Below are 21,024 nucleotides of genomic sequence, written 5' to 3'. Positions count from 1 at the left end.
TTCAATCTCCCTCGAAATCGGGCTGCTGTTTCGCCACGAAGGCGTGGTAGGCGCGATGAAAATCGTTGGTCGCCATGCAGATCGCCTGCGCCTGGGCTTCCGCTTCGATGGCTTCATCCACGCCCATGTTCCACTCCTGCTGCAGCATCTTCTTGGTCATGCCGTGGGCGAAGGTCGGGCCATTGGCGAGAACGTCCGCAAACGCCCGGGCTTGCGCCAGTACCTCGCCCGGCTCGCACAGGCGGTTGAAGAAGCCCCAGCGCTCGGCCTCGTCTCCCTTCATCGCACGGCCGGTGTAGAGCAGCTCGGCCGCCCTGCCCTGGCCGATCACGCGCGGCAGCAGCGCACAGGCGCCCATGTCGCAGCCGGCCAGGCCGACCCGGGTGAACAGGAAGGCGGTGCGGCTGCGCGCGGTGCCGTAGCGGATGTCCGAGGACAGCGCCAGGATCGCTCCCGCGCCGGCGCAGACGCCGTCCACGCTGGCGACGATCGGCTGCGGGCAGGCGCGCATGGCCTTGACCAGGTCGCCCGTCATGCGGGTAAAGGCCAGCAGCCCGGGCATGTCGAGCTTGGTCAGCGGACCGATGATCTCGTGCACGTCGCCGCCCGAGCAGAAATTCTCGCCGGCGCCGGTGATGACCACCGCCTTGACGTCGTCGGCGTAGGCCAGCGCGCGGAACAGGTCGCGCAGCTCGGCATACGACTCGAAGGTGAGCGGATTCTTGCGCTCCGGCCGGTTCAAGGTGATGGTGGCGACCTTGTCCTCTACGGTGTACTGGAAATGGGCTGGCTGGTAATCGGCGAGGCCGGCGCGGCTGCCCGGCAGCCGGTGCGATTCGCCCGGTAGGTAATGCATGCGGTGTACTCCTGAAAAAATTCGTTCAACCCTCGAGCAGGCGCGCGGCCAGCTGCTGCGGGCTCAAGCCGGCGCTGGCCGCCTGCACCTGGCGCTCGCGTTCGAGGTTGCGCTCGATCTGCAGCTTGCCGGGGCGGTACTGGCGCGGCCAGGCCGCGCCCGTGTAACCGATGCGGGCCGCCTCGTTCAGCGTCCAGGCCGGGTTGGCCAGGTGCGGGCGCGCCACGGCGCACAGGTCGGCGCGTCCGGCCGAGATGATGCCGTTGACGTGGTCGGCCTCGTAGATCGAGCCGACCGCGATGGTCGGGATGCCGGCTTCGTTGCGGATGCGGTCGGCGAACGGGGTCTGGAACATCCGCCCGTACACCGGCTGTTCCTCCTTGCTGACCTGGCCGGACGAACAGTCGATCATGTCGGCGCCGGCAGCCTTGAACAGGCGCGCCATGGCTACCCCATCGTCGGGCGTGATCCCGCCCTCGACCCAGTCGTGGGCCGAGATGCGCACGCTGATCGGGCGTTCCGATGGCCACGCCGCGCGGATCGCGGCGAACACCTCGAGCGGATAGCGGCAGCGGTTTTCCAGGCTGCCGCCATAGGCGTCCTGGCGCCGGTTGGTCAGCGGCGAGATGAAACTCGACAGCAAATAGCCGTGGGCGCAGTGCAGTTCCAGCCAGTCAAAGCCGGCTTCGAAGGCCGCCCGCGCCGCGGCGACGAAAGCGGCCTTGATCGCGTCCAGGTCCGCCAGGCTCGCTTCGCGCGCCACCTGCGACACGCCTTGCAAATACTGCTGGCTGGATGCCGACACCAGCGGCCAGTTTCCGCTCTCGAGCGGCAGGTCGATGCCGTCCCACATGGGCCGGGTCGAGCCCTTGGCGCCCGCGTGGCCGAGCTGCACGCCGATCTTCGCGTCGCTGTTGGCATGGACGAAGTCGACGATGCGTTTCCAGGCGGCCGTGTGTTCGGGCGCGTACAGCCCCGGGCAGCCGGGCGTGATGCGGGCGTCGGCGGAGACACAGGTCATCTCGGCCATGACCAGCGCGGCGCCGCCCAGCGCGCGGGCGCCCAAGTGGGCCAGGTGGAAATCGCCCACCGTGCCATCGACCGCCGAATACTGTGCCATCGGCGAGACGATCACGCGGTTCTTGAGCAGCAGCCCGCGCACTTTATAGGGCGTGAACATCGGGGGCACCGGGCCATCCGGCGCCGGCAGGCCGGCTTGAGCCGCCGCCTGCCGGGCGAACCAGCGCTCGAACTCGCCGACATATGCCGGATCGCGCAAGCGCAGGTTTTCATGCGACAGGCGCTGGCTACGCGTGAGCAGCGAATAGGCGAACTGCTCGGCCTGCATCGCGGTATAGCGCGACACGTTCTCGAACCATTCCATCGAATTGCGCGCGGCGCTTTGCAGCTTGAGCACTTCGATGCGGCGCGCAGCTTCATAGCTTGCCAGCGCGCTCTCCAGGGGCGCCGCAGGATCAATCAGGCAGCGCGCCAGCTCGATCGCGTCTTCCAGCGCCAGTTTTGTGCCGGAACCGATCGAGAAATGGGCGGTGTGGGCGGCGTCGCCCATCAGGACGACCGGCACGCGGCGCCCGTCGATCTCGTTCCAATGCACCCACTGGCGGCAGGCGATGCGCGGGAAGCGGATCCACATGTTCGAGCCGCGCAGGTGGGCGGCGTTCGCCATCAGGGGGTGGCCGTCGAGATAGCGCGCGAACAGGCGTTCGCAGAAGGCCAGTGCCTCCGCCTGCTCCATCGCCTCCAGCCCGGCCGCCTGCCAGGTCGAATCGAGCGTCTCGATGATGAAGGTCGAGGTGTCGCCGTCATACTGGTAGGCGTGGGCCTGGAACCAGCCATGCCCGGTTTCTTCGAAGGCGAAGGTGAAGGCGTCGAATTTCTTGCGCGTGCCGAGCCAGACGAAGCGGCACAGGCGGCGTTCGACCTCGGGCTGGAAGACCTCGGGATGGCGGCTGCGGATGGCGCTGTTGACGCCGTCGCAGGCAATCACCAGGTCGGCGCCGAACTGGCGCGCCAGCGCTTCCTCGTCGCGCACTTCGGTATCGAATTCGAGCCGCACCCCGAGCTGGGCGCAGCGTTCCTGCAGCAGGTTCAGGAGCCGCCGGCGGCCGATGCCGCAGAAGCCATGCCCGCCCGAGCTGACGGTGTGTCCGCGGAAATGGACGTCGATCGCGTCCCAGTGGTTGAACGACTGCAGGATCGCGCGCGCGCTTTCCTCGTCGGCGCCGGCCAGGTGGCCCAGCGTCTGGTCGGAAAACACGACGCCCCAGCCGAAGGTATCGCTGGCCCGGTTGCGTTCGACGACAGTGACCGCGTAGTCCGGATGGCGCTTCTTCATGAGCAATCCGAAGTAGAGGCCGGCAGGGCCGCCGCCAACGCACACGATGTTCATTCCCGCTCCCATTCTGGTGTTGCGCGTATATTACATGGGCAGATGCTTTAAGTGTCAACTAAGCGCATGTCCCGCCATTGCAACGGAATGTGGGGCAAACCCGGCTCGTATGCCTCGTCCCGCTCGACGTTTTAGTACAATAGGGAAACTTACGCGTCGACTCGCTGCACCCGGCAAGCGGCCCCACCTCCTGAGATTGTAATGAGTACACTGCTTTCGCGCTTCCGCCTGAACAGCCTGCGCAGCCGCCTGATGCTGCTGGTCGCGCTGGCGATCACGCCCATCGCCGTCATGACGGTGCTGGGCGGGGTGCGCGAACGCGAAACGGCGATCCGCGCGTCGCAGGAAAACCTGCAGCGCCTCACCAGCCTGGCCGCGGCCAACGAGGCGCAGTCGATCGAGCGCGCGCGCCAGATCCTGGTCGATCTGGTGAGCGTGCCGGACCTGATGGGCGATAGCGCAGGCTGCAACGCCCTGCTGGCCGACGTCCTGGACCGCAACGAAGGCTATATCAACTTCGGCCTCATCCAGCTCAATGGCGACATCAGCTGCAGCGCGGTCCCTATGCTGCACCCGGTGAACCTGGGCGACCGCCGCCACTTCAAGCGCGCCATCGCCGAGCGCCGCTTCATCGCCGGCGACTACATCTTCGGGCGCGTCATCCGCAAGCACACCATCAACCTCACCTATCCGGTGATCGATCGCGCCGGGCGCGTGGTCGCGGTGGTGTTCGCGGCCATGGACCTGGCCGGGCTGGATACCTTTGTCAACGACATCAACCTGCCGGCCGGCTCGATCCTGGAGACGGCGGATTCTTCCGGCGCCATCATTTCGCGCCGCCCCGACCCGGAGCGCTGGTTCGGCAAGAAGGTCAGCCCGGCCCTGCTGGCGGCCATGCGCAGCCCGACCCACGACGCCGTGCTGCTGCGCGGCGAGGACGGCATCGAACGCCTGCACGCCTTCGCGCGCGTGGGCGGCCCTTCGCTGTCCGAATACACGGTCACCATCGGCGTGCCGCTCGGCGTGATCACCGAAGAGGCGCGCGACGCCCAGTGGATGTCCCTCCTGGGCCTGGGCGTGACCACCATGCTGGCCCTGCTGGCGGCCTGGCTGGCCGGCGACATCCTGATCGTGCAGCGCGTGCGCAAGCTCATGGACACGGCGCGCCGCATCGCGGCCGGCGACCTGGAAGCGCGTTCGGGCATCGCCTATGGCCGCGAAGAGATCGGGCGCCTGGGCGCGGCCGTCGACGAGATGGCCGCCACGCTGCAGAAGAAGGAAGCGGCGCGCAGCCTGGCCGAACGCGAGCTGCGCGCGGCCGACCAGCGCAAGGACGAATTCCTGGCGATGCTGGCCCACGAGCTGCGCAACCCGCTGGCGCCGATCAGCACCGGGGCCCACCTGCTCAAGCTGCTGCACTCGGATAACGCCCAGATCACCCAGACCTGCGCCATCATCGCGCGCCAGGTCGAGCACATGACCAGCCTGGTGGACGACCTGCTGGACGTCTCGCGCGTCACGCGCGGGCTGGTGTCGCTGTCGACCCAGGTGCTGGACCTGCGCCACGTGGTCGACGACGCGGCCGAGCAGATCCGCCCCCTCATCACTGCGCGGCGCCACAAGGTGGTGCTCGACCTGCCGCCCCTGCCTGCCAACGTCAAGGGCGACCACAAGCGGCTGGTGCAGGTGGTGGCGAACCTGCTCAACAACGCCACCAAGTACACGCCCGAGGGCGGCCATATCCAGCTGACGCTGCGCGCGGCCGGCGACGATTACGTGCTGGCGGTGAGCGACGACGGCATCGGCATGGATGCCTCGCTGGTCGAGCGCGTGTTCGACCTGTTCACCCAGGCCGAGCGCACCCCCGACCGCTCGCAGGGCGGGCTGGGACTGGGCCTGGCGCTGGCCAAGAGCCTGGTCGAGCTGCACGGCGGCAGCGTCAGCGCCGCCAGCGCCGGCCCCGGCAAGGGCAGCAGCTTCACCGTGCGCGTGCCGCGCTTTACCCAGCATGTGGAGAGCTCGATCGACGCCGCCGTACGCCAGGCGGCCACGGTGAGCGCGCCGCTGCGGGTGCTGGTGGTGGACGACAACCTCGACGCCGCCCACACCCTGAACCTGTTCCTGGCCGCGGCCGGGCACCGCATCGAGATCGCCTACAACGCATTCGACGCGCTGGAAGTGGCCAAGGTGTTCGCGCCCCAGGTCTGTCTGCTCGACATCGGCCTGCCCGACATGGACGGCAACGAACTGGCGCGCCGCCTGCGCCGCCTGCCGCAGACCGCCGGGGCGATGCTGGTGGCCGCCACCGGCTACGGGCGCCAGCAGGACCGCGACGCCGCACGCGAGGCGGGCTTCGACCATTACATGGTCAAGCCGGTCAATACCTTGCAGCTGAGCGAATTGCTGGCCCAGGCAGGCAGCGTCACCGAACAGCGCCCGGCCTGCGGCTGATGGCAAGGTGTGTTCGCTAACGGAGCGACTGCTCCGTTCGGCGTAGGATCGGGGCGACCCCATGCGAAAAAGCCCCGCCATGCTCGAAGACCGCGCCACCGCCGATAACCCGCTCAGCGACCCGCCCACCGCCGCCAAGGCGGCCGGACTGCGCTACGTCCTGGACGACCGCCCCGGCATCCGGCGCGAACAGGCGGGCGAAGGTTTTCGCTACCTCGACAGCGCGGGCGAGTCCGTCGACGACGAGGCCACGCTTTCGCGCATCAAGTCGCTGGTGATTCCCCCGGCCTGGACGGACGTCTGGATCTGCCCCCAGGCCAACGGCCACCTGCAGGCCACCGGGCGCGACGCCAAGGGCCGCAAGCAATACCGCTACCACCCGAAATGGCGCGCCGTACGCGACGAGGTGAAGTACGAGCGCATGCTCAACTTCGGCAATGCGCTCCCAGGCATCCGCAAGGAAGTCGACCGCGCACTCGGCCTTCCCGGCCTGCCGCGCGAGAAGGTGCTGGCCACCATCGTCTACCTGCTGGAAGCGACCATGATGCGGGTCGGGAACGAAGAATATGCCCGCACCAACAAATCCTTCGGCCTGACCACGCTGCGCAACCGCCACGTCAGCGTGGAAGGCAGCGCCGTCGAATTCAAGTTCCGGGGAAAAAGCGGCGTCTATCACAAGGTGAAGGTGCAGGACCGCCGCCTGGCCCGCATCATCGCGCGCGCGCGCGACCTGCCCGGCCAGGAACTGTTCCAGTACGTGGACGACGAGGGCGAGACCCGCAGCATCGATTCGAGCGAGGTCAACGACTACCTGCGCGCCATCACCGGCGAGGAATACACGGCCAAGGATTTCCGCACCTGGTCGGGCACCGTGCTGGCGGCGCTGGCCTTGCAGGAATTCGAGAAATTCGATTCCGAAACCCAGGCGAAGAAGAACATCGTGCGGGCGATCGAGTCGGTTTCCGAAAAGCTCGGCAATACGCCCTCGATCTGCCGCAAGTGCTATGTGCACCCGGCGGTGCTCGATTCCTACCTGGAAGGCACCGTGCTCGAAGTGCTGCGCGAACGCACCGAGCGGCAGCTGCAGGAAGACCTGCACGCGCTGCAGCCCGAGGAAGCGGCGGTGCTGGCCATGCTGCAGCAGCGCCTGCGCCACGAGCAGGAAGAAGAGCAGAAACGAGTATGCGAGCGCAAGATCAGGCCGGCGAAGAATACGCGTGAGTCGCTAAAGCCGCGGCGCCAGAAGGACGCGACCGGCGCGAACGCTTAGCTTATTTGAGGAAGTAGCCCGCCACTTTCCAGCTGCCGTCCGGCTCGCGCATCGGCGTGACGGTTTCGACCGCCCCGGCCTTGTTGGCGAACTCGGTCTGGTACTGGACGACCACGTAGTCGCCGTCGGGCCCACCGGGCAGGCTGCGGGTATGGGTCGAGGAAAGCAGCTTGCGCGACCTGACCTCGCCCAGCGGTTTGCGCATCGAGCCGACCACGCCGCTCCACTGGTCTTGCGGCACCGCGCCTCGCATCAGGACCGCGCCCTGGCTCCACGAGTCGCCGAACTTGCCGGCGTCGAGCAGCGCGAGGAAATCAAGAGCGGCGCCATTGGCCGCGGCGCTGCCGGCGGCATCCAGGGACGCAGGGGCAGCGGCGGCGCCAGGCTGCGCGGCGGCAGCCGGCAGGGCGAACGCGGCAAAGGTGGCGGCAAGGGTCAGGGCGGCGGCGGCGAATTTCATGGGCGGACCTCGGCGATAAAGTGGAGCCGCCAGCATAACGCGAAAGGCGCGCGCCTTATCCACGCATTCTCACGCCCTGCACACCGATCAGGAGTGCTTGGCCTGCATTTCGCCCGATGCGATGTCGGCCAGGTCGCACAGCGCCTGCAGTTCGGCCGTGCGCAGGCGGCGCGGCTCGCGGTCGATCACACACAAGGTGCCCATCGGCAAACCGGAACGGTCGCGCAGCGGCACGCCCGCATAGAAACGGATGCGCGGGTCGGCCAGCACCAGCGGGTTGTCGCGGAAGCGCTCGTCGGTGGAGGCGTCTTCGACCATGAAGGGCGCATCCTGGAGGATGGCGTGCGAACAAAAGGCCCACTCGCGCGGCGTCTCCTGCGGTTCGAGGCCGACCCGCGCCTTGAACCACTGGCGCCGCGCCGTCAGCAGCGAGACCAGCGCGATCGGCGAGGCGGTCACCGTGGCCGCCAGGCGCACGATGCGGTTGAAGCGTTCTTCCGGCGGGCTGTCGATCATGCCGCTGACCGCGAGCGCCGCCAGGCGGCGCGCTTCGTTGGGACCGATGGGATAGGCTTCGTCTCCGGACGACAGGAATTCGGGATCGGTGGGCACGGGCGCGTCCGATTCGCCGGACAGGGAGCCCGACAATGGTCCTGCACGCTCGAGCATGGCTGCGATCGTGCTCTGGCGCGTGCGGCGGTGCCCGCCCGGCGTTTTCCAGGAGGCGATGGCGCCGCTTTCCATCCATAGCTGGACGGTGCTGGTCGCGACGCCCAGCATCCGCGCCGCGGCGCTGGTGGTGAGGATCGGGTCTTCTTCGTTGAACTTGCTTGGCATTCGCAATCCTATGTGTGCGCATAGTATAGCCGATCTGCCGAAATTCCCAATGGTAACGGAAATTCATCGATATTGCGCTCAAATATTATCAGTTCCGTCAAATTAAATTAATTTCTGTGAAATACATTGCTCAAAATCACCGCAATTTAAACAAATATTCCAAATATTCAGTTGCCAAATAGAAATTGAGCTGACAGAATCCGTGCCGAATTTATCAAAGTGCTTACCGTCGAGCAGCCCAGCCTACTCAACGGGATCCCTCATGACCTTCTTCCAGCACGCCGGCCTTGCGACGCGGCTGTACCCGGCCTTCGCCCTCATCCTGTCGGTGACCCTTATCCTGGCCGCTTTTGCCGTGTCGCGCGTGAACAGCATCGAAAACGCCCTGCACAGCGCCGACGCGGTGCGCAATGCCGAACTCGATTAGCCGCGGCTGCCCTCCGGGTGGTTGAACACCTGGCGCAGGTAGGCCAGAAACGTCTCGTCGGTACACATTGATTTGCCCGCCGTGTCGGCCAGCTTGGCCACCGGCTGCCCATTGCAGCGCACCAGCTTCATGACGATGTTCAGCGCCGGATAAGGCGTGTCGTTGGTCAGCTTGGTGCCGATGCCGAAGCCCAGCATGGTGCGGTCGGCGAAATGCCGGTACAGCTCCAGGGCCCTGGACACCGTCAGGCCGTCCGAAAACACCAGGCGCTTGGTGCGCGCGTCGATCCGCAGGCGGGCGTAGTGCGCCAGCGCCTTCTCGCCCCACTCCACCGGGTCGCCCGAATCGTGGCGCAGGCCGTCGAACAGCTTGGCGAAATACAGATCGAAGTCGTCTAAAAAGGCATCCATGCCCACCACGTCGGTCAGCGCCGTGCCCAGGTCCCCCCGGTATTCCTGCACCCAGTCTTCCAGCGCGGCCTTCTGGAAGTCGCGCAGGCGCACGCCAAAGGCCTGGTAGGCCTGCAGGTATTCGTGGGCCATGGTCCCGATCGGCACCAGGCCGTATTTGCGCGCCAGGTGCACGTTCGAGGTGCCCTTGAAGAACTGGGGCAGCTCGCGCGCGAGGGTGGCCACCACTTCGTCCTGCCACTCCCCTGAAAAACGCCGGCGCACGCCGAAATCGAAGAATTCAAAGGGCGTGGCGCGTTGCGGTTCTTGCCCGAAGGCGCGCAGCTCGTCGATCTTCTGCTGCAGCCGCCCGCGCGCCTCCAGAATCGCCGCCTCGCGCTCGAAGCGGCGGAAGTACAGCTCGTTCACGATATACAGCACGAAAATCTCGAAACCCATCACGTGCACGATCGGACCGGCGGCGCGGATGCGCAGGTGCGGGCCGTCGGCCGAGACCTCGATGAACTTGCGCTGGAAGCGGAACAGCGTGAGGAAATCGGCGAAATCGCTCTTGATGAAGCGCAGGCCGCGCAGGTAGTCGACTTCCGCTTCGGTGAACATCAGCGAGCAGAGATGATCGAGCTCGCGCTCGACGTCATCCTTGAGATCGGCGAGCGGATAGGCCGGCTGGTTGCGGCAGCGGAACTCGTACTCGCCATCGGCGCCCGGGTGGCTGTGCAACAGCGCCTGCCACATCGTGAATTTGTACAGGTCGGTCTCCAACAGGCTGCGCACGACCGGGTTCATCGCCTCCATCACGCAGTTGCCGCCGGTTTCTTCGCGCGCTTTTTCGGGGCGAGCATGGTGCCGGTGCAGCCCGGGGTGCCGCAGCGGCAGGCAAACTGTTTCTTCAGGGCCGGCGTGTGACGTTCGTCGTAGATCAGCGCGTAGTTGTAGTTCAGCTCTTCGCCCGGCTCGATGTCGCGCATGGCGTGGATGTAAACGCGGCCCTCGTCCTCGAAGGCTTCGCAGTTGGGCGAGCAGGCGTGGTTGATCCAGCGCGCCGCGTTGCCGCGGCTGCCGCCGTCGATCACGCGGCCGTCGGCCAGCGTGAAATAGAAGGTGTGGTTGATCGGGCCGCCTGCATCCGCGGCGCGCTGGGTCGCTTCGTCCCACGTGATGCGCTCGCCGCGGTATTCGATGATGCGCTCGCCCGCGCCGATGGGTTTCAGCGCGAAGACACCGTTGCCGTGGACGGGGGAGGTGCGGACTTCGTAGGGGAGGTCAAGCCTGGCGGCGGGTTTGGTGGTTGTCATATCTCTATTATGGCGGTATTGCTCGCGGCGGTGCCGCACACTTTATGACGCGGGGAAGTCTTCCTCGCGGTATTCGAGGCCCTGCTGCTGCGCGCCCTCGCTGCGGCCGGCTTCTTCCTTGCGCAGCTCGACGCGGCGGATCTTGCCGGAGATGGTTTTCGGCAGCTCGCGGAACTCGATGCGGCGGATGCGCTTGTAGGGGGCGAGCCGCGCGCGGGCGAAGGCGAACAGCGAGGCGGCGACCTCGCGGCTCGGGGCGACGCCCTGGCGCAGGGTGACGAAGGCCTTGGGCACCGACAGCCGCAAGGGGTCGGGACTCGGCACGATGGCCGCCTCCAGCACGTCGTCGTGTTCGATCAGGACGCTCTCCAGCTCGAAGGGGCTGATGCGGTAGTCGGAGGACTTGAACACGTCGTCGTTGCGGCCGACGTAAAAATAATAGCCGTCTTCGTCGACCGTGGCGGTGTCGCCGGTATGGTAGTGGCCGGCGCGCATGACATTGGCGGTCTTTTCCTCGTCGCCCTCGTAGCACATCATCAGGCCCAGCGGGGCCGGGTCGAGTCTCAAGGAGATTTCGCCTTCCTGCGCCGGGGCGTCGTCGATGTCGAGCAGCGTGACGCTGTAGCCCGGCAGCGGCCGGCCCATCGAGCCGGGCTTGATCGGCTGGCCCGGCGCGTTGCCGATCTGCGCGGTGCTCTCCGACTGCCCGAAGCCGTCGCGGATGCGGATGCCCCAGGCCTTCTCGACCTGTTCGATCACCTCCGGGTTGAGCGGCTCCCCTGCCCCGACCAGCTCGCGCAGCGGCGGCGTCCACTGGCTCAGGTCTTCCTGGATCATCATGCGCCAGACCGTGGGCGGGGCGCACAGCGAGGTCACGCCGCAGCGGGTGATGGTATCGAGCGCCGCCTTGCTCGAGAAGCGCTCGTAGTTGTAGACGAAGATGGTGGCGCCGGCATTCCAGGGGGCGAAGAAGCAGCTCCAGGCGTGCTTGGCCCAGCCGGGCGACGAGATATTCCAGTGGACGTCGCCGGGCTGCAGGCCGATCCAGTACATGGTCGACAGGTGGCCGACCGGATAACTCTGGTGGCTGTGCAGCACCAGCTTGGGCTTGGCCGTGGTGCCGGAGGTGAAGTACAGCAGCAGCGGATCGGTGGCGCGGGTGTGGCCTTCCGGGTCGAACACCGTGAGGATGTCGCGGCTATCCTCATAGTCGTGCCAGCCGCCTGGTGCGCCGCCGACCGCGATGCGGGTGAAACTGCCCGGCATCGTCTCGAACTTGAAGGCCTCGGAGGCCTGGGCGACGACGTGCCTGACGCGGCCGCGCTCGAGGCGGTCCTGCAGGTCGGCGCCGGAGACCAGCATCGTGGTGGGCACCAGCACCGCGCCGAGCTTGATCCCGGCCAGCATGATTTCCCACAGCTCGACCCGGTTCGGCAGCATCAGGAGCACCCGGTCGCCGCGCCGCACGCCGCACTGGCGCAGGTATTCGGCCACCTGGCAGGAACGCGAGGCCATGTCGGCAAACGAGATCTTGCGCTCGGAGCCGTCCTCTTCCACCACCCATAGCGCGGGCGCGTGATTGTCTTTTGCCTGCTGGTCGAAGAAGTCGAGCGCCCAGTTGAAGTTCTCCAGCTGGGGCGGCTGGTAGCCGCGGTAGGCGGTCTCGTAGTCGAGCCGGTGCTGCTGCAGGAAGTCGCGGGCTTGGACGAAGCGCTGGGTTGGCGTCATGGTGTCTCCTGGTCGCTGGGTCGGGTGGCGGGCGCGGATGGGCGGTGCCGACGTGGGTGTCGTGGCTATTCTGCCATTGTTTGGGTGGGCGGTGGAAGGCGTTTCGTAGGTTGGGCGGCTCGACCGGAAAACGGGATTTTACGGGGCGTATCCGCCGCCCGCGCGTTCAATCAGACAATCCGCCGCCGCGACCAAATGAACCAAGCGTCGTCACAACCCGAGCACTGGTTGAACGCGCGGGCAAGGGACTTGCCCACCCTACGGGATAACACGGTGCAACGTGCCGGGGGAGATGCGCCGCGCCCGTCAATCGCGCCGCAGGGTCGTCACCCGCATCTCGCCCTCAGGCTCCATCATGTCGATCACGCGGCAGTCGCCGCACATGCGCAGGCGGTCGAGGTGGCCGGCGAAGGCGGGGTGGGAACCGAGGCGGCCCAGCATGTTCTCGACCATCTGCAGGGTGCCGAAGGGCTTGTCGCAGCGGATGCAGTGGAAGGGCTGGGTTTCGTTGAGCACCACCGGCTGGTTGCGCGTCTCCATGAAGGACAGGCGCGGCGCGAGCGTGATGGCATTCTCGGGACAGGTGGTGGCGCACAGGCCGCACTGGACGCAGTTCTTCTCGATGAAGCGCAACAGCGGTGCGCCCTGCCCGTCCTGCAGCGCGCCTGCCGGGCAGGCGCCGACGCAGGACATGCACAGGGTGCAGGCGCTGCGTTTGACCTCGATCGCCCCGAAGGGCGCGCCGGGCGGCAGCGCGACCTGCCCGGGCTGCTCCCGCGCGTGGCGGTGCAGGTGGTCGAGCGCGTAGTCGAGCGTGTTGCGCTTGTCGTTGGCCAGGTGGAAGACGGCCGGCTCGGATGGGGTCAGGCCGCGCGGGGCGTGGCGCAGGGCCAGCGCCAGTTCTTCGGGCGCATCGACGCGCAGCAGTTGCAGGTGTGGGCCGTCGTAGCCGAGGCCGTCGAGCACGGCCTGGGCGATTTCCATTTGCTGGTCCAGCGCGGCGGTGTACTGCGGCGCTTCAATGCCCGTCATCAGCACCGAGATACCGGAGGCGCCATAGGCGATCGCGGCGAACCAGACGTCGATGCCGGTGGACGCGGTGTGCTGCAGCGCCAGCGGGATCACCCGGCCGGGAATCGCATTGCCGATTTGCGCGAGCAGCGCGGCCCCATGCTCGGGGTCGTGCAGCAGCAGCACCGGCTCCTGGCCGCCGGCTTCGCGGTAGGAACGCAGGGCCGCCTGGATGCGCTTGCCGGTCAGCGCCGCCGGCGGGAAGGCATAGCTGATGGCGCCGGTCGGGCAGACGGTCGAACAGGCGCCGCAGCCGGCGCACAGGTAGGGATTGACCTTGATCTTGTCGCCGTCGCTTGCGATCGCGGAGGCCGAGCAGATGTCGATGCAGGCGGTGCAGCCCTTCTGGCCGTTGCGCCCGTGGGCGCAGATGCGTTCCTTGTACGAGAAATACTTGGGCTTCTCGAATTCGCCGACCATCTCCAGCATGGCCTCCACGGCCTCGGCGCGGGCGGCGTCGTCGTAGCCGGGCGCGTAATAGCCGTTGGGGCGCTGGTGGCTGGGGATCAGGCGGGCGGGGCTGAGATCGAGCACCAGGTCGAAGCGGCCCTGCTCCACCGGCTTGCCGGGCGCCTGCCAGCGCGCCTCGAAGGAGCCGAGCCAGCCGGCCACGGCGACGGTGCGCGCGATGTGTACCGGATAGGGCCGCACCGGCATGGTCTCGTGGTTGTCGAGCAGGAGCACCGTGACCGGCAGCATGCCGGCCAGGCGGTCGGCCCAGGGCAGCGCGTTCGCGGCGGAACCCACCACCAGCGTGCGCCCGCTGGAGCGGTAGTCGACGGTGACCGAGGCCTCGAACACGGGAATGGCGTCCGCCGCGAGGATGGCGGCGCTGCGCGCCTGGGCGTCAACCCCGTCCTGTACCGGGTCGAGGGGTGGAGTGTCGGTGAAACGGATGTTCATGCGGTCCCTTGTTCGGTGGTCGGCGGCGCTGCGCCATCGAGCGCCGCCTGTTCTTCTGCGTCCTGGCGCTGGTCGTCCAGCAGCCGGGCCACCAGGCCCTGTGCATGCTGGAGCGACGCCAGCATGACTGGGGTCAGCGGCGACGCCTTGTTATAGTCGCTCATGTACACGTCGAGCCCGTCGATGAGATTGAAATGCGGGTCGGCGAACAGGGTTTTCAGGGCCAGTCGCTGCACCGATTTGTCGACGCCCCTGCCCACGAAAGCCGAAAAGTCGGCGTCAGGCGTGAGGGCGGCAGCATCTTCGAGGGTGGGAAGCGGCCGGGCCTGTGCCTGCTGCGGCTGCACTGCGCCGGACGGACCGGATGCAGGGCCGACTGGCAGCGCGGCGCGCGGCGCCTGCGCGTCGGCGGAAGGCAGAGGCGCAGGCGCGTGCACCGGCCCGGCCTCGTCGTCGGCGGGCCCGGTCGATTTCAGGCGCGCCCAGCGCCGGAAGAATCCTTCATCGGACATAGTCTGCTCCGCTCATCCGTGCTGGCGGCCGCGCCGGGGCTTGGGCTGGTAGTGCTGGCGCAGGTATTCGGCCACCCAGGTATAGATCTCGGCGGGCATGGTCACGCCATCGGCCGCTTCGCCCGAGTCGAACATGCGGGTGCCCTCGACATAGCTGACCGAGGCGCGCGCCGGAATGGCCTTGCCTTCCTCCATGTGCCACAGCACGAATACCTTCGATTCGGGCGCCACCATGTTCTCGTAGTAGCCGTCGTTCTCGTCGGTGTACAGTTCGAGCTCGAGACCCGACACCAGGTAGTAGTCGCGCTCCGGGCTTTCGCTGAGCACCTGCAGGCGCGGCAGGTTGCCGCGGTCCGGCACCACGCCCACCGCGGCCCAGGCCTCGTCGGCCCAGCGGTGCTGGATGGCGCGGCGCTGCATGATGACCGCGATCGGCATCGAATCCATTTTCATTTCTTGTTCGCCGTGGTGGGTGTACTGTCGCGCTCGACGGCGGGTCCCACGCCGCGCGGCACGGAGCGGGTCTGCTGCTTCTTGACGTCTTCGCTCGGCGCCACGTTGCCCAGTTTCTCGCTCTTGATCGGGACGTTGGCGGCGTTCAGCGCCTGGCGGCTGAGCGGCGCGGCGCCCGTGGCGGGTGCTGCCGCGGCCGTGCCGGGCGCCGCCGTGGAAGGCGCCGCTGCCGGCATGCCGGCGGACGGTGGCGTCACGCCCGCGGGCGCCCCGGGTGCCGCGGCAGGCGCGGCGGCGATGGCGATCGGCGGATTGACGCGCCAGCCTTTCGAGGGGGCCTGGGAACGCCAGCGCGTGCTGAGCGCATCCATCGAGGCGGTCAGGGCTTCTTTATCCCTGGCCAGCTTGGCGTCGGCCTCGGCCTTCTTGAGCGCGGCCGCCTCTTGCTGCGCCGGGGTCAGGACCGGCTTGGGCAGTCCGGCCCATGCCGGGGTACCGCAGGCGAGCAGGCCCGCGAACGCGGCGATGGCGCCTGCCTTGAGGGAGAATCGTTTCATCATTGCTTGCCTTTCAGCTGGCTCGGCGCGGCCGGCCCCTGGGGCGCCGCGTTGGAGGCCGGCGTCGACTGCACGGTGCCGGGCGCGGGTGCGGCGGGGCGGTTGTCGCCGGAAGGCTTCTGGGTGCCGGCCTGCGCGCCCGATGGCGCGGTCACGCCGGTCGACGGGCCCTGGCCGGTCTCGCGCACGGTGCCGGCCGTTTCCGCGCCCGAACTGGTGCCGCCGGCACCGCCCGCGTGTCCGGGCGTGCCGCCGGCATAGGTGGCATCGGTTACCGGCTTGGCGGTGGCCGCGATGATGGCCCCGGAACTCTGGCCGCCGCTTGTCACCTGGCCCGGATATTTGGTCTGCGCGATGCCGCCCACGCTCGGGTTGCGGCCACGGTCGCAGCCACCGGCCGACAGGACCAGCACGGCAAGCGCGCAATGCATCAGGATGGTCGATGGTTTCATGGTCTTCCTCAATGAACCGGGCCCGGGCGTGGCCTTGGACGCACGGGAGCGCCGCCGTCGGGATGGGCGCCGGGCGCGGTCCCGTTCTTGACCTGCTCGTACCAGAGCGCGTGGTGGGCCCTGGCCCATTCTTCGTCCACGCTGCCTTCGCGCATGGCCTTGTAGGCGCCGGGCGTGCCCCAGGTGCCGATATAGATATGGCCCATGGCGGCGGCGATGTACAGGGCGGCGCCGGCCACGTGCAGGACGTTGGCCACCTGCAGCACGTAGCGGGTCTGGCCGAAGGTGACGAAGTCGAGCACCAGCCCGGTGATCGACATCAGGATGCCCAGCAGCGTGACGCCAAGCCAGAACCAGGCTTTTTCGCCGGCGTTGAAGAAGCCGGCGGGCACGTGCTTGTGCGACACCAGCCCCCCGCCCTGCTTCACCCATTGCCAGTCGTTGCGGTTGAAGAAATTACGGCGCAAGAAGGTGATGAAGATCAGGATCGAGCACAGGATGAACAGCGGCCCGACGAAGTTGTGCAGGTATTTCGAGATGATCGCGACCCACGAGAACAGGCCGTGCCCCATCCACGGCAGCATGATCTTCTTGCCGTACATGATGATGATGCCGGTGACGGCCAGTGCGATGAAGGTATAGGCCGTGGCCCAGTGCACATGGCGCTCCCAGGCGGTGAAGCGCTGGATGCGGCGTCCGGAACCCGGCTCTTCGCGGGCCGGGCCGACCGCCTTGTAGAACACGAAGATCAGGAAAGGCACGACCAGCAGGATGAAGCCCGCGATGGTGGCGAGCGGCCCGTTGCGCAGGTGGCGCCAGGTATTGCCGCCGCGCTGGACGATGACGTTCGCTTCGGTGGCCCCGTACTGGCCCAGGAAGTGGCGGTCCATGTGCACCCGCCCCGAGGCCGGGTTGGCGAGGCCGGGCTCGCGCACGACGGAATCGCCTTCGATCTGGAGCATGGTCTGCTCCTCGGCATAGGCGGGCTTGGCGTCCTTGTTGGGCACGCCTGCGAAGGCCGGCGTCAGCATGAAGGTCGCCACCAGGGCCAGCAGCACGCAGGAGACCTGCAGGGAAAACAGCCTGGCCAGGAAAGCATGGATTCGAAGCGGGTTGGCGTGCATCGTCGGCTCCTAGGGATTGGCCCGGTTGTACTCGTTCTGCTTCTGGTTGCGGTTGTTGATGGCGGCCGCCCAGGCCAGCCGGTCGTTATGGAAGCGCACCTGGAAATGCCGGTTGTCGTGCTTGCCGGCGTACTGGCCGCGCAGCCATTCGGGATGCTGGTCGACTTCGAGGCAGCCGGACAGCAGGATCGGCAGCGCCAGCAGGCAAAGCCGCAGTCGGGTCATGGAAGGATGGCTCATTGCGGGAACCCTCCACCGCCGTTCTGGGTGTCGCCGGGCACCTGGTTGCGGCGCGGCAGGTCGCCCTTGGCCTGCACCTCGCCGCCGCGTTTCGGGCGGCCATAGGCAATTTTCCAGCCCCACAGCTCGGGGCCGTAGCCGCGCGTCTCGACGCGCTGGCGGTAGATGTCGGCAATCAGGTTGGCTTCGCCCGCCAGCAGCGCCTTGGTGCCGCACATCTCGGCGCAGGCCGGCAGCTTGCCCTCGGCGATGCGGTTGCGGCCGTATTTCTTGAATTCGGCCTCGGACGTGTCGGGCTCGGGGCCGCCGGCGCAATAGGTGCACTTGTCCATCTTGCCGCGGTGGTTGAACAGGCCCGTTTCCGGGAATTGCGGCGCGCCGAAGGGACAGGCATAGGAGCAGTAGCCGCAGCCGATGCACTGGTCCTTGCTGTGCAGGACGATGCCGTCTTCGGTGTGGTAGATGCAGTTGGTCGGGCAGACCGCCATGCAGGGCGCGTCGGTGCAATGCATGCAGGCGATCGACACCGAGCGCTCGCCCGGGATGCCGTCGTTGATCGTCACCACGCGGCGCCGGTTCACGCCCCAAGGCGTTTCGTTTTCGTTCTTGCATGCGGTCACGCAGCCATTGCAATCGATGCAACGCTCGGTATCGCAAATAAATTTCATCCTTGCGGCCATGCCACCCTCCTCAATTCTCTTGGTCTGACTCTTTCGGTCCCTATGCGCTCACTAGGCCCGAACCACCCGGCACAGCGATACCTTGGTTTCCTGCATCATCGTCACGGCGTCGTAGCCGTAGGTCCAGCCGGTGTTGCAGGCCTCGCCGCGTACGGTCGGGGCGCCGCCTTCGGGGTAGTGGCGCTCCAGGTCTTCGCCCATCCACCAGCCGCCGAAGTGGAAAGGCATCCAGACCAGCCCGATCGGCACCCGCTCGGTAACCATCGCCATCATCTTCATGCGCGCCCCGGTGGGCGTCTCGACCCAGACGTAGTCGCCGATGCGGGCATTCATCTGCGCCGCATCCTTCGGGTTGATCTCGACGAACATGTTTTGCTGGAGCTCGGCCAGCCAGGGGTTGGAGCGGGTTTCCTCGCCGCCGCCCTCGTATTCGACCAGGCGGCCCGAGGTCATGATCATCGGGAAGTCCTTGGAATAGTCCACCGCCTGCACCGATTTGTAGAGCGTCGGCAGGCGCCAGAAATTGGCCTTGTCGTCGTAGGTCGGATAGGCGGCGACCAGGTCGCGGCGCGGGGACGCCAGCGGCTCGCGATGGACCGGCACCGGGTCGGGGAAATTCCAGACATTGCAGCGCGCCCGCGCATTGCCGAAGGGCGCGCAGCCGTGCGAGATGACGACCCGGATGATGCCGCCGGAGGAATCGGTCTTCCAGTTCTTGCCTTCGGCCAGGGCCTGTTCTTGCGGGGTGAGCTCGGCCCACCAGCCCAGTTTTTTCAGGAACACGTGGTCGAACTCGGGGTAGCCGGTGTCGAGCTGGCTGTCCTTGTTGGTGGAGCCGTCGGCCGCCAGCAGCGACACGCCGTTGTGCTCGACGCCCCAGTTGGCGCGGAACGGCAGGCCGCCCTCGGCCACCGACTTGCTGGTGTCGTAGAGGATAGGCGTGCCCGGGTGCTTCATTTCCGGCGTGCCCCAGCACGGCCACGGCAGGCCGTAGTAGTCGCCCTTGCAGGGACCGTCATCGGCGCGCATGGTGGTGGGGTTGAAGGTGTGCTTGTTCTCCATGTGGAGCTTGAGGCGCTCCGGCGAGCAGCCGGTGTAGCCGATGGTCCAGCAGGAGCGGTTGATCTCGCGCAGGATGTCTTCGATGACCGGCTCGTTCTGCACCACCTTGATATTGCGGCACAGCTCGTTGTGGAAGCCGAGCTTCCTGGCCAGCAAATACATGATCTCGTGGTCGGTCTTGCACTCGAACAGCGGGGCGATGACGCGCTCGCGCCATTGGATCGAGCGGTTCGAGGCCGTGCACGAGCCTTGCGTCTCGAACTGCGAAGCGGCCGGCAGCAGGTAGACGCCATCGGTGCGGCCGTGCATGGCGGCCGTCATGCTCGGGTAGGGGTCAACCACCACCAGCATGTCGAGCTTTTGCATGGCCGCCTTCATGTCCGGCAGCCGGGTCTGGCTGTTGGGGGCGTGGCCCCAGTAGAACACGGCGCGCAAATTGCTCGGCTGGTCGACGAACTGGTTCTGCTCGTTGACCGCGTCGAACCAGCGCGACACCGTGATGCCGGGCTTTTCCATCAGCTCTTTCGAGCCGAAGCGCGACATGATCCAGTTGTAGTCGACGCCCCAGGCGCTGGCGAAATGCTTCCAGGCGCCCTCGGCGATGCCGTAATAGCCCGGCAGCGAATCGCCGTTCGGGCCGACGTCGGTGGCGCCCTGCACGTTGTCGTGGCCGCGGTAGATGTTGGCCCCGCCGCCGGGCACGCCGATATTGCCCAGTGCCAGCTGCAGGATGGCCAGCGCGCGCACATTGGCGGTGCCGACATGGTGCTGGGTGATGCCCATGCACCAGACCACCGACGAAGGCTTGTTCTTGGCCAGCATCTCGGCCGCCATGCGCACCGAGGATTCGGGCACGCCGGTGACGTCGGAGACTTTATCGGGGGTCCATTTCGCCACCTCTTTGCGGACGTCGTCCATGCCGTAGGTGCGGGCGGCGATGTACTCCTTGTCTTCCCAGCCGTTATTGAAGATGTGCCACAGGATGCCCCAGACCAGCGGGATGTCGGTGCCGGGGCGCACCCGGACGAAGTGATGGGCAAAGCGCGCCGTGCGGGTGAAGCGCGGGTCGACCACGATCATCTTGGCGCCGAGCTCTTTCGCGTGCAGGAAGTGGAGCATCGAGATCGGGTGCGCCTCGGCCGGATTGGAGCCGATGAACATCACTGCCTTGCTGTAGTGCAGGTCGTTGAACGAATTCGTCATCGCCCCGTAGCCGAAGGTCTGGGCCACGCCCGCGACCGTGGTCGAGTGGCAGATGCGGGCCTGGTGGTCGCAGTTGTTGGAACCCCAGAAGGCCGCCCACTTGCGCAGCAGGTAGGCCTGCTCGTTGTTGTGCTTGGAGCTGCCGATCAGCATCAGGGCGTCAGGGCCGGCCTGCTGGCGCAGCTGCAGCAGCTTGTCGCCGATTTCATTCACCGCCTGGTCCCAGGAGATGCGCACGTACTTGCCGCCGACCAGCTTCATGGGATAGCGCAGGCGGTGCTCGCCGAAGCCGTGCTCGCGCACCGAGGCGCCCTTGGCACAGTGGGCGCCCATGTTGATGGGCGAATCGAAGGCGGCTTCCTGGCGCACCCAGACGCCGTTGGCCACGACGGCATCGACCGAGCAGCCCACTGAGCAGTGGCTGCAGATGGTGCGCTTGATTTCAGTGGGCACCTTGGCGCCCGCCACCGGGTCGGCTGCCGCTGCCGGTTCGATGACGTTCAGCGGCAACTGGCGCGCCAGTGCGCCGGCGCCGGCCGCTACGCCGGCCCCGACCAGGAAGCGGCGCCGTTTCAGTCCGCTATCGCGGGTGGTCTTCACAAGGGACATGCTGGCTCTCCGGT

At 67.1% G+C, this 21,024-nt stretch carries 19 protein-coding genes; 3 read left to right on the top strand and 16 right to left on the bottom strand.

Annotated elements, in window-relative coordinates:
* Position 1: 1 nt before the first annotated feature.
* Together AC56LR_RS09515 and AC56LR_RS09510 are read right to left on the bottom strand one after the other, a co-directional pair.
* Positions 2-856 carry an enoyl-CoA hydratase family protein gene (locus AC56LR_RS09515; protein WP_497129792.1) on the bottom strand — a complete coding sequence of 285 codons (855 nt, stop codon included), beginning with the start codon at positions 854-856 and terminating at the stop codon, positions 2-4.
* A gap of 25 nt (positions 857-881) precedes the next feature.
* Complete coding sequence (locus tag AC56LR_RS09510; protein WP_497129790.1) at positions 882-3,266, bottom strand: bifunctional salicylyl-CoA 5-hydroxylase/oxidoreductase; 2,385 nt, start codon at positions 3,264-3,266, stop codon at positions 882-884.
* Positions 3,267-3,467: 201 nt separating this feature from the next.
* Between AC56LR_RS09510 and AC56LR_RS09505 the strand changes: the two genes are divergently transcribed.
* Together AC56LR_RS09505 and AC56LR_RS09500 are read left to right on the top strand one after the other, a co-directional pair.
* Positions 3,468-5,717, top strand: coding sequence for a hybrid sensor histidine kinase/response regulator (locus AC56LR_RS09505; protein ID WP_497129788.1), 2,250 nt, complete (start codon positions 3,468-3,470; stop codon positions 5,715-5,717).
* A gap of 79 nt (positions 5,718-5,796) precedes the next feature.
* Entirely contained in the window at positions 5,797-6,987 is a 1,191-nt protein-coding gene (locus AC56LR_RS09500; RefSeq protein WP_497129994.1) for a DNA topoisomerase IB, read from the top strand.
* A gap of 1 nt (position 6,988) precedes the next feature.
* Here the strand turns inward: AC56LR_RS09500 and AC56LR_RS09495 are convergent, their stop codons facing one another.
* Positions 6,989-7,447 (bottom strand): DUF4019 domain-containing protein, encoded by a 459-nt coding sequence (locus tag AC56LR_RS09495; RefSeq protein WP_497129786.1) that lies wholly within the window; start codon positions 7,445-7,447, stop codon positions 6,989-6,991.
* A gap of 87 nt (positions 7,448-7,534) precedes the next feature.
* Complete coding sequence (locus AC56LR_RS09490; RefSeq protein ID WP_497129784.1) at positions 7,535-8,284, bottom strand: GAF domain-containing protein; 750 nt, start codon at positions 8,282-8,284, stop codon at positions 7,535-7,537.
* A gap of 262 nt (positions 8,285-8,546) precedes the next feature.
* On the opposite strand from AC56LR_RS09490, the gene AC56LR_RS09485 reads away from it, so the two are divergent.
* Positions 8,547-8,711 (top strand): hypothetical protein, encoded by a 165-nt coding sequence (locus AC56LR_RS09485; protein WP_497129782.1) that lies wholly within the window; start codon positions 8,547-8,549, stop codon positions 8,709-8,711.
* On the opposite strand, the gene pncB is transcribed toward AC56LR_RS09485, so the two are convergent.
* The 12 genes from pncB to AC56LR_RS09425 form a co-directional block, all read right to left on the bottom strand.
* Entirely contained in the window at positions 8,708-9,907 is a 1,200-nt protein-coding gene (gene pncB / locus AC56LR_RS09480) for a nicotinate phosphoribosyltransferase (protein ID WP_497129992.1), read from the bottom strand. The genes AC56LR_RS09485 and pncB overlap by 4 nt on opposite strands.
* 8 nt (positions 9,908-9,915) lie before the next feature.
* Positions 9,916-10,416: an SET domain-containing protein gene (locus AC56LR_RS09475; protein WP_497129781.1), complete on the bottom strand. Its 501-nt coding sequence runs from the start codon at positions 10,414-10,416 to the stop codon at positions 9,916-9,918.
* A 42-nt stretch (positions 10,417-10,458) separates the two neighbouring features.
* A complete protein-coding gene (locus tag AC56LR_RS09470) occupies positions 10,459-12,144 on the bottom strand; it encodes an AMP-binding protein (RefSeq protein ID WP_497129780.1) in 1,686 nt (561 codons plus the stop codon).
* Positions 12,145-12,450: 306 nt separating this feature from the next.
* Positions 12,451-14,118: a 4Fe-4S binding protein gene (locus AC56LR_RS09465; protein WP_497129778.1), complete on the bottom strand. Its 1,668-nt coding sequence runs from the start codon at positions 14,116-14,118 to the stop codon at positions 12,451-12,453.
* Positions 14,115-14,630 (bottom strand): DUF3306 domain-containing protein, encoded by a 516-nt coding sequence (locus tag AC56LR_RS09460; RefSeq protein ID WP_497129776.1) that lies wholly within the window; start codon positions 14,628-14,630, stop codon positions 14,115-14,117. Before AC56LR_RS09460 ends, AC56LR_RS09465 begins: the two co-directional genes overlap by 4 nt.
* Positions 14,631-14,642: 12 nt before the next feature.
* Entirely contained in the window at positions 14,643-15,077 is a 435-nt protein-coding gene (locus tag AC56LR_RS09455) for a DUF3305 domain-containing protein (protein WP_497129774.1), read from the bottom strand.
* 2 nt (positions 15,078-15,079) lie between these two features.
* Positions 15,080-15,640 (bottom strand): hypothetical protein, encoded by a 561-nt coding sequence (locus AC56LR_RS09450; protein ID WP_497129773.1) that lies wholly within the window; start codon positions 15,638-15,640, stop codon positions 15,080-15,082.
* Positions 15,640-16,092, bottom strand: coding sequence for a hypothetical protein (locus AC56LR_RS09445; protein WP_497129771.1), 453 nt, complete (start codon positions 16,090-16,092; stop codon positions 15,640-15,642). Before AC56LR_RS09445 ends, AC56LR_RS09450 begins: the two co-directional genes overlap by 1 nt.
* 8 nt (positions 16,093-16,100) lie before the next feature.
* Positions 16,101-17,216, bottom strand: a complete 1,116-nt coding sequence (locus AC56LR_RS09440; RefSeq protein ID WP_497129769.1) for a formate dehydrogenase subunit gamma — start codon at positions 17,214-17,216, stop codon at positions 16,101-16,103.
* Between the two features lie 9 nt (positions 17,217-17,225).
* A complete protein-coding gene (locus tag AC56LR_RS09435; protein WP_497129767.1) occupies positions 17,226-17,456 on the bottom strand; it encodes a hypothetical protein in 231 nt (76 codons plus the stop codon).
* Positions 17,453-18,136 (bottom strand): formate dehydrogenase FDH3 subunit beta, encoded by a 684-nt coding sequence (gene fdh3B / locus AC56LR_RS09430; protein WP_497129766.1) that lies wholly within the window; start codon positions 18,134-18,136, stop codon positions 17,453-17,455. Before fdh3B ends, AC56LR_RS09435 begins: the two co-directional genes overlap by 4 nt.
* A 51-nt stretch (positions 18,137-18,187) precedes the next feature.
* Positions 18,188-21,010, bottom strand: coding sequence for a formate dehydrogenase subunit alpha (locus AC56LR_RS09425; protein WP_497129764.1), 2,823 nt, complete (start codon positions 21,008-21,010; stop codon positions 18,188-18,190).
* Positions 21,011-21,024: the final 14 nt, after the last annotated feature.

Source organism: Telluria sp. ZT3P39 (genome assembly GCF_059685935.1).
This window is presented reverse-complemented; position numbering and strand designations above follow the sequence as displayed.

Bases quoted from the DNA above. Each gene is read 5' to 3' on its own strand.
- AC56LR_RS09465 (WP_497129778.1), bottom strand. From the start codon at position 14,118: ATGAACATCCGTTTCACCGACACTCCACCCCTCGACCCGGTACAGGAC.
- fdh3B (WP_497129766.1), bottom strand. From the start codon at position 18,136: ATGGCCGCAAGGATGAAATTTATTTGCGATACCGAGCGTTGCATCGAT.
- AC56LR_RS09445 (WP_497129771.1), bottom strand. From the start codon at position 16,092: ATGAAACCATCGACCATCCTGATGCATTGCGCGCTTGCCGTGCTGGTC.
- AC56LR_RS09425 (WP_497129764.1), bottom strand. From the start codon at position 21,010: ATGTCCCTTGTGAAGACCACCCGCGATAGCGGACTGAAACGGCGCCGC.
- AC56LR_RS09485 (WP_497129782.1), top strand. From the start codon at position 8,547: ATGACCTTCTTCCAGCACGCCGGCCTTGCGACGCGGCTGTACCCGGCC.
- AC56LR_RS09490 (WP_497129784.1), bottom strand. From the start codon at position 8,284: ATGCCAAGCAAGTTCAACGAAGAAGACCCGATCCTCACCACCAGCGCC.
- AC56LR_RS09450 (WP_497129773.1), bottom strand. From the start codon at position 15,640: ATGAAACGATTCTCCCTCAAGGCAGGCGCCATCGCCGCGTTCGCGGGC.
- AC56LR_RS09505 (WP_497129788.1), top strand. From the start codon at position 3,468: ATGAGTACACTGCTTTCGCGCTTCCGCCTGAACAGCCTGCGCAGCCGC.
- AC56LR_RS09440 (WP_497129769.1), bottom strand. From the start codon at position 17,216: ATGCACGCCAACCCGCTTCGAATCCATGCTTTCCTGGCCAGGCTGTTT.
- AC56LR_RS09475 (WP_497129781.1), bottom strand. From the start codon at position 10,416: ATGACAACCACCAAACCCGCCGCCAGGCTTGACCTCCCCTACGAAGTC.
- AC56LR_RS09515 (WP_497129792.1), bottom strand. From the start codon at position 856: ATGCATTACCTACCGGGCGAATCGCACCGGCTGCCGGGCAGCCGCGCC.
- AC56LR_RS09500 (WP_497129994.1), top strand. From the start codon at position 5,797: ATGCTCGAAGACCGCGCCACCGCCGATAACCCGCTCAGCGACCCGCCC.
- AC56LR_RS09510 (WP_497129790.1), bottom strand. From the start codon at position 3,266: ATGAACATCGTGTGCGTTGGCGGCGGCCCTGCCGGCCTCTACTTCGGA.
- pncB (WP_497129992.1), bottom strand. From the start codon at position 9,907: ATGAACCCGGTCGTGCGCAGCCTGTTGGAGACCGACCTGTACAAATTC.
- AC56LR_RS09435 (WP_497129767.1), bottom strand. From the start codon at position 17,456: ATGAGCCATCCTTCCATGACCCGACTGCGGCTTTGCCTGCTGGCGCTG.
- AC56LR_RS09470 (WP_497129780.1), bottom strand. From the start codon at position 12,144: ATGACGCCAACCCAGCGCTTCGTCCAAGCCCGCGACTTCCTGCAGCAG.
- AC56LR_RS09495 (WP_497129786.1), bottom strand. From the start codon at position 7,447: ATGAAATTCGCCGCCGCCGCCCTGACCCTTGCCGCCACCTTTGCCGCG.
- AC56LR_RS09455 (WP_497129774.1), bottom strand. From the start codon at position 15,077: ATGGATTCGATGCCGATCGCGGTCATCATGCAGCGCCGCGCCATCCAG.
- AC56LR_RS09460 (WP_497129776.1), bottom strand. From the start codon at position 14,630: ATGTCCGATGAAGGATTCTTCCGGCGCTGGGCGCGCCTGAAATCGACC.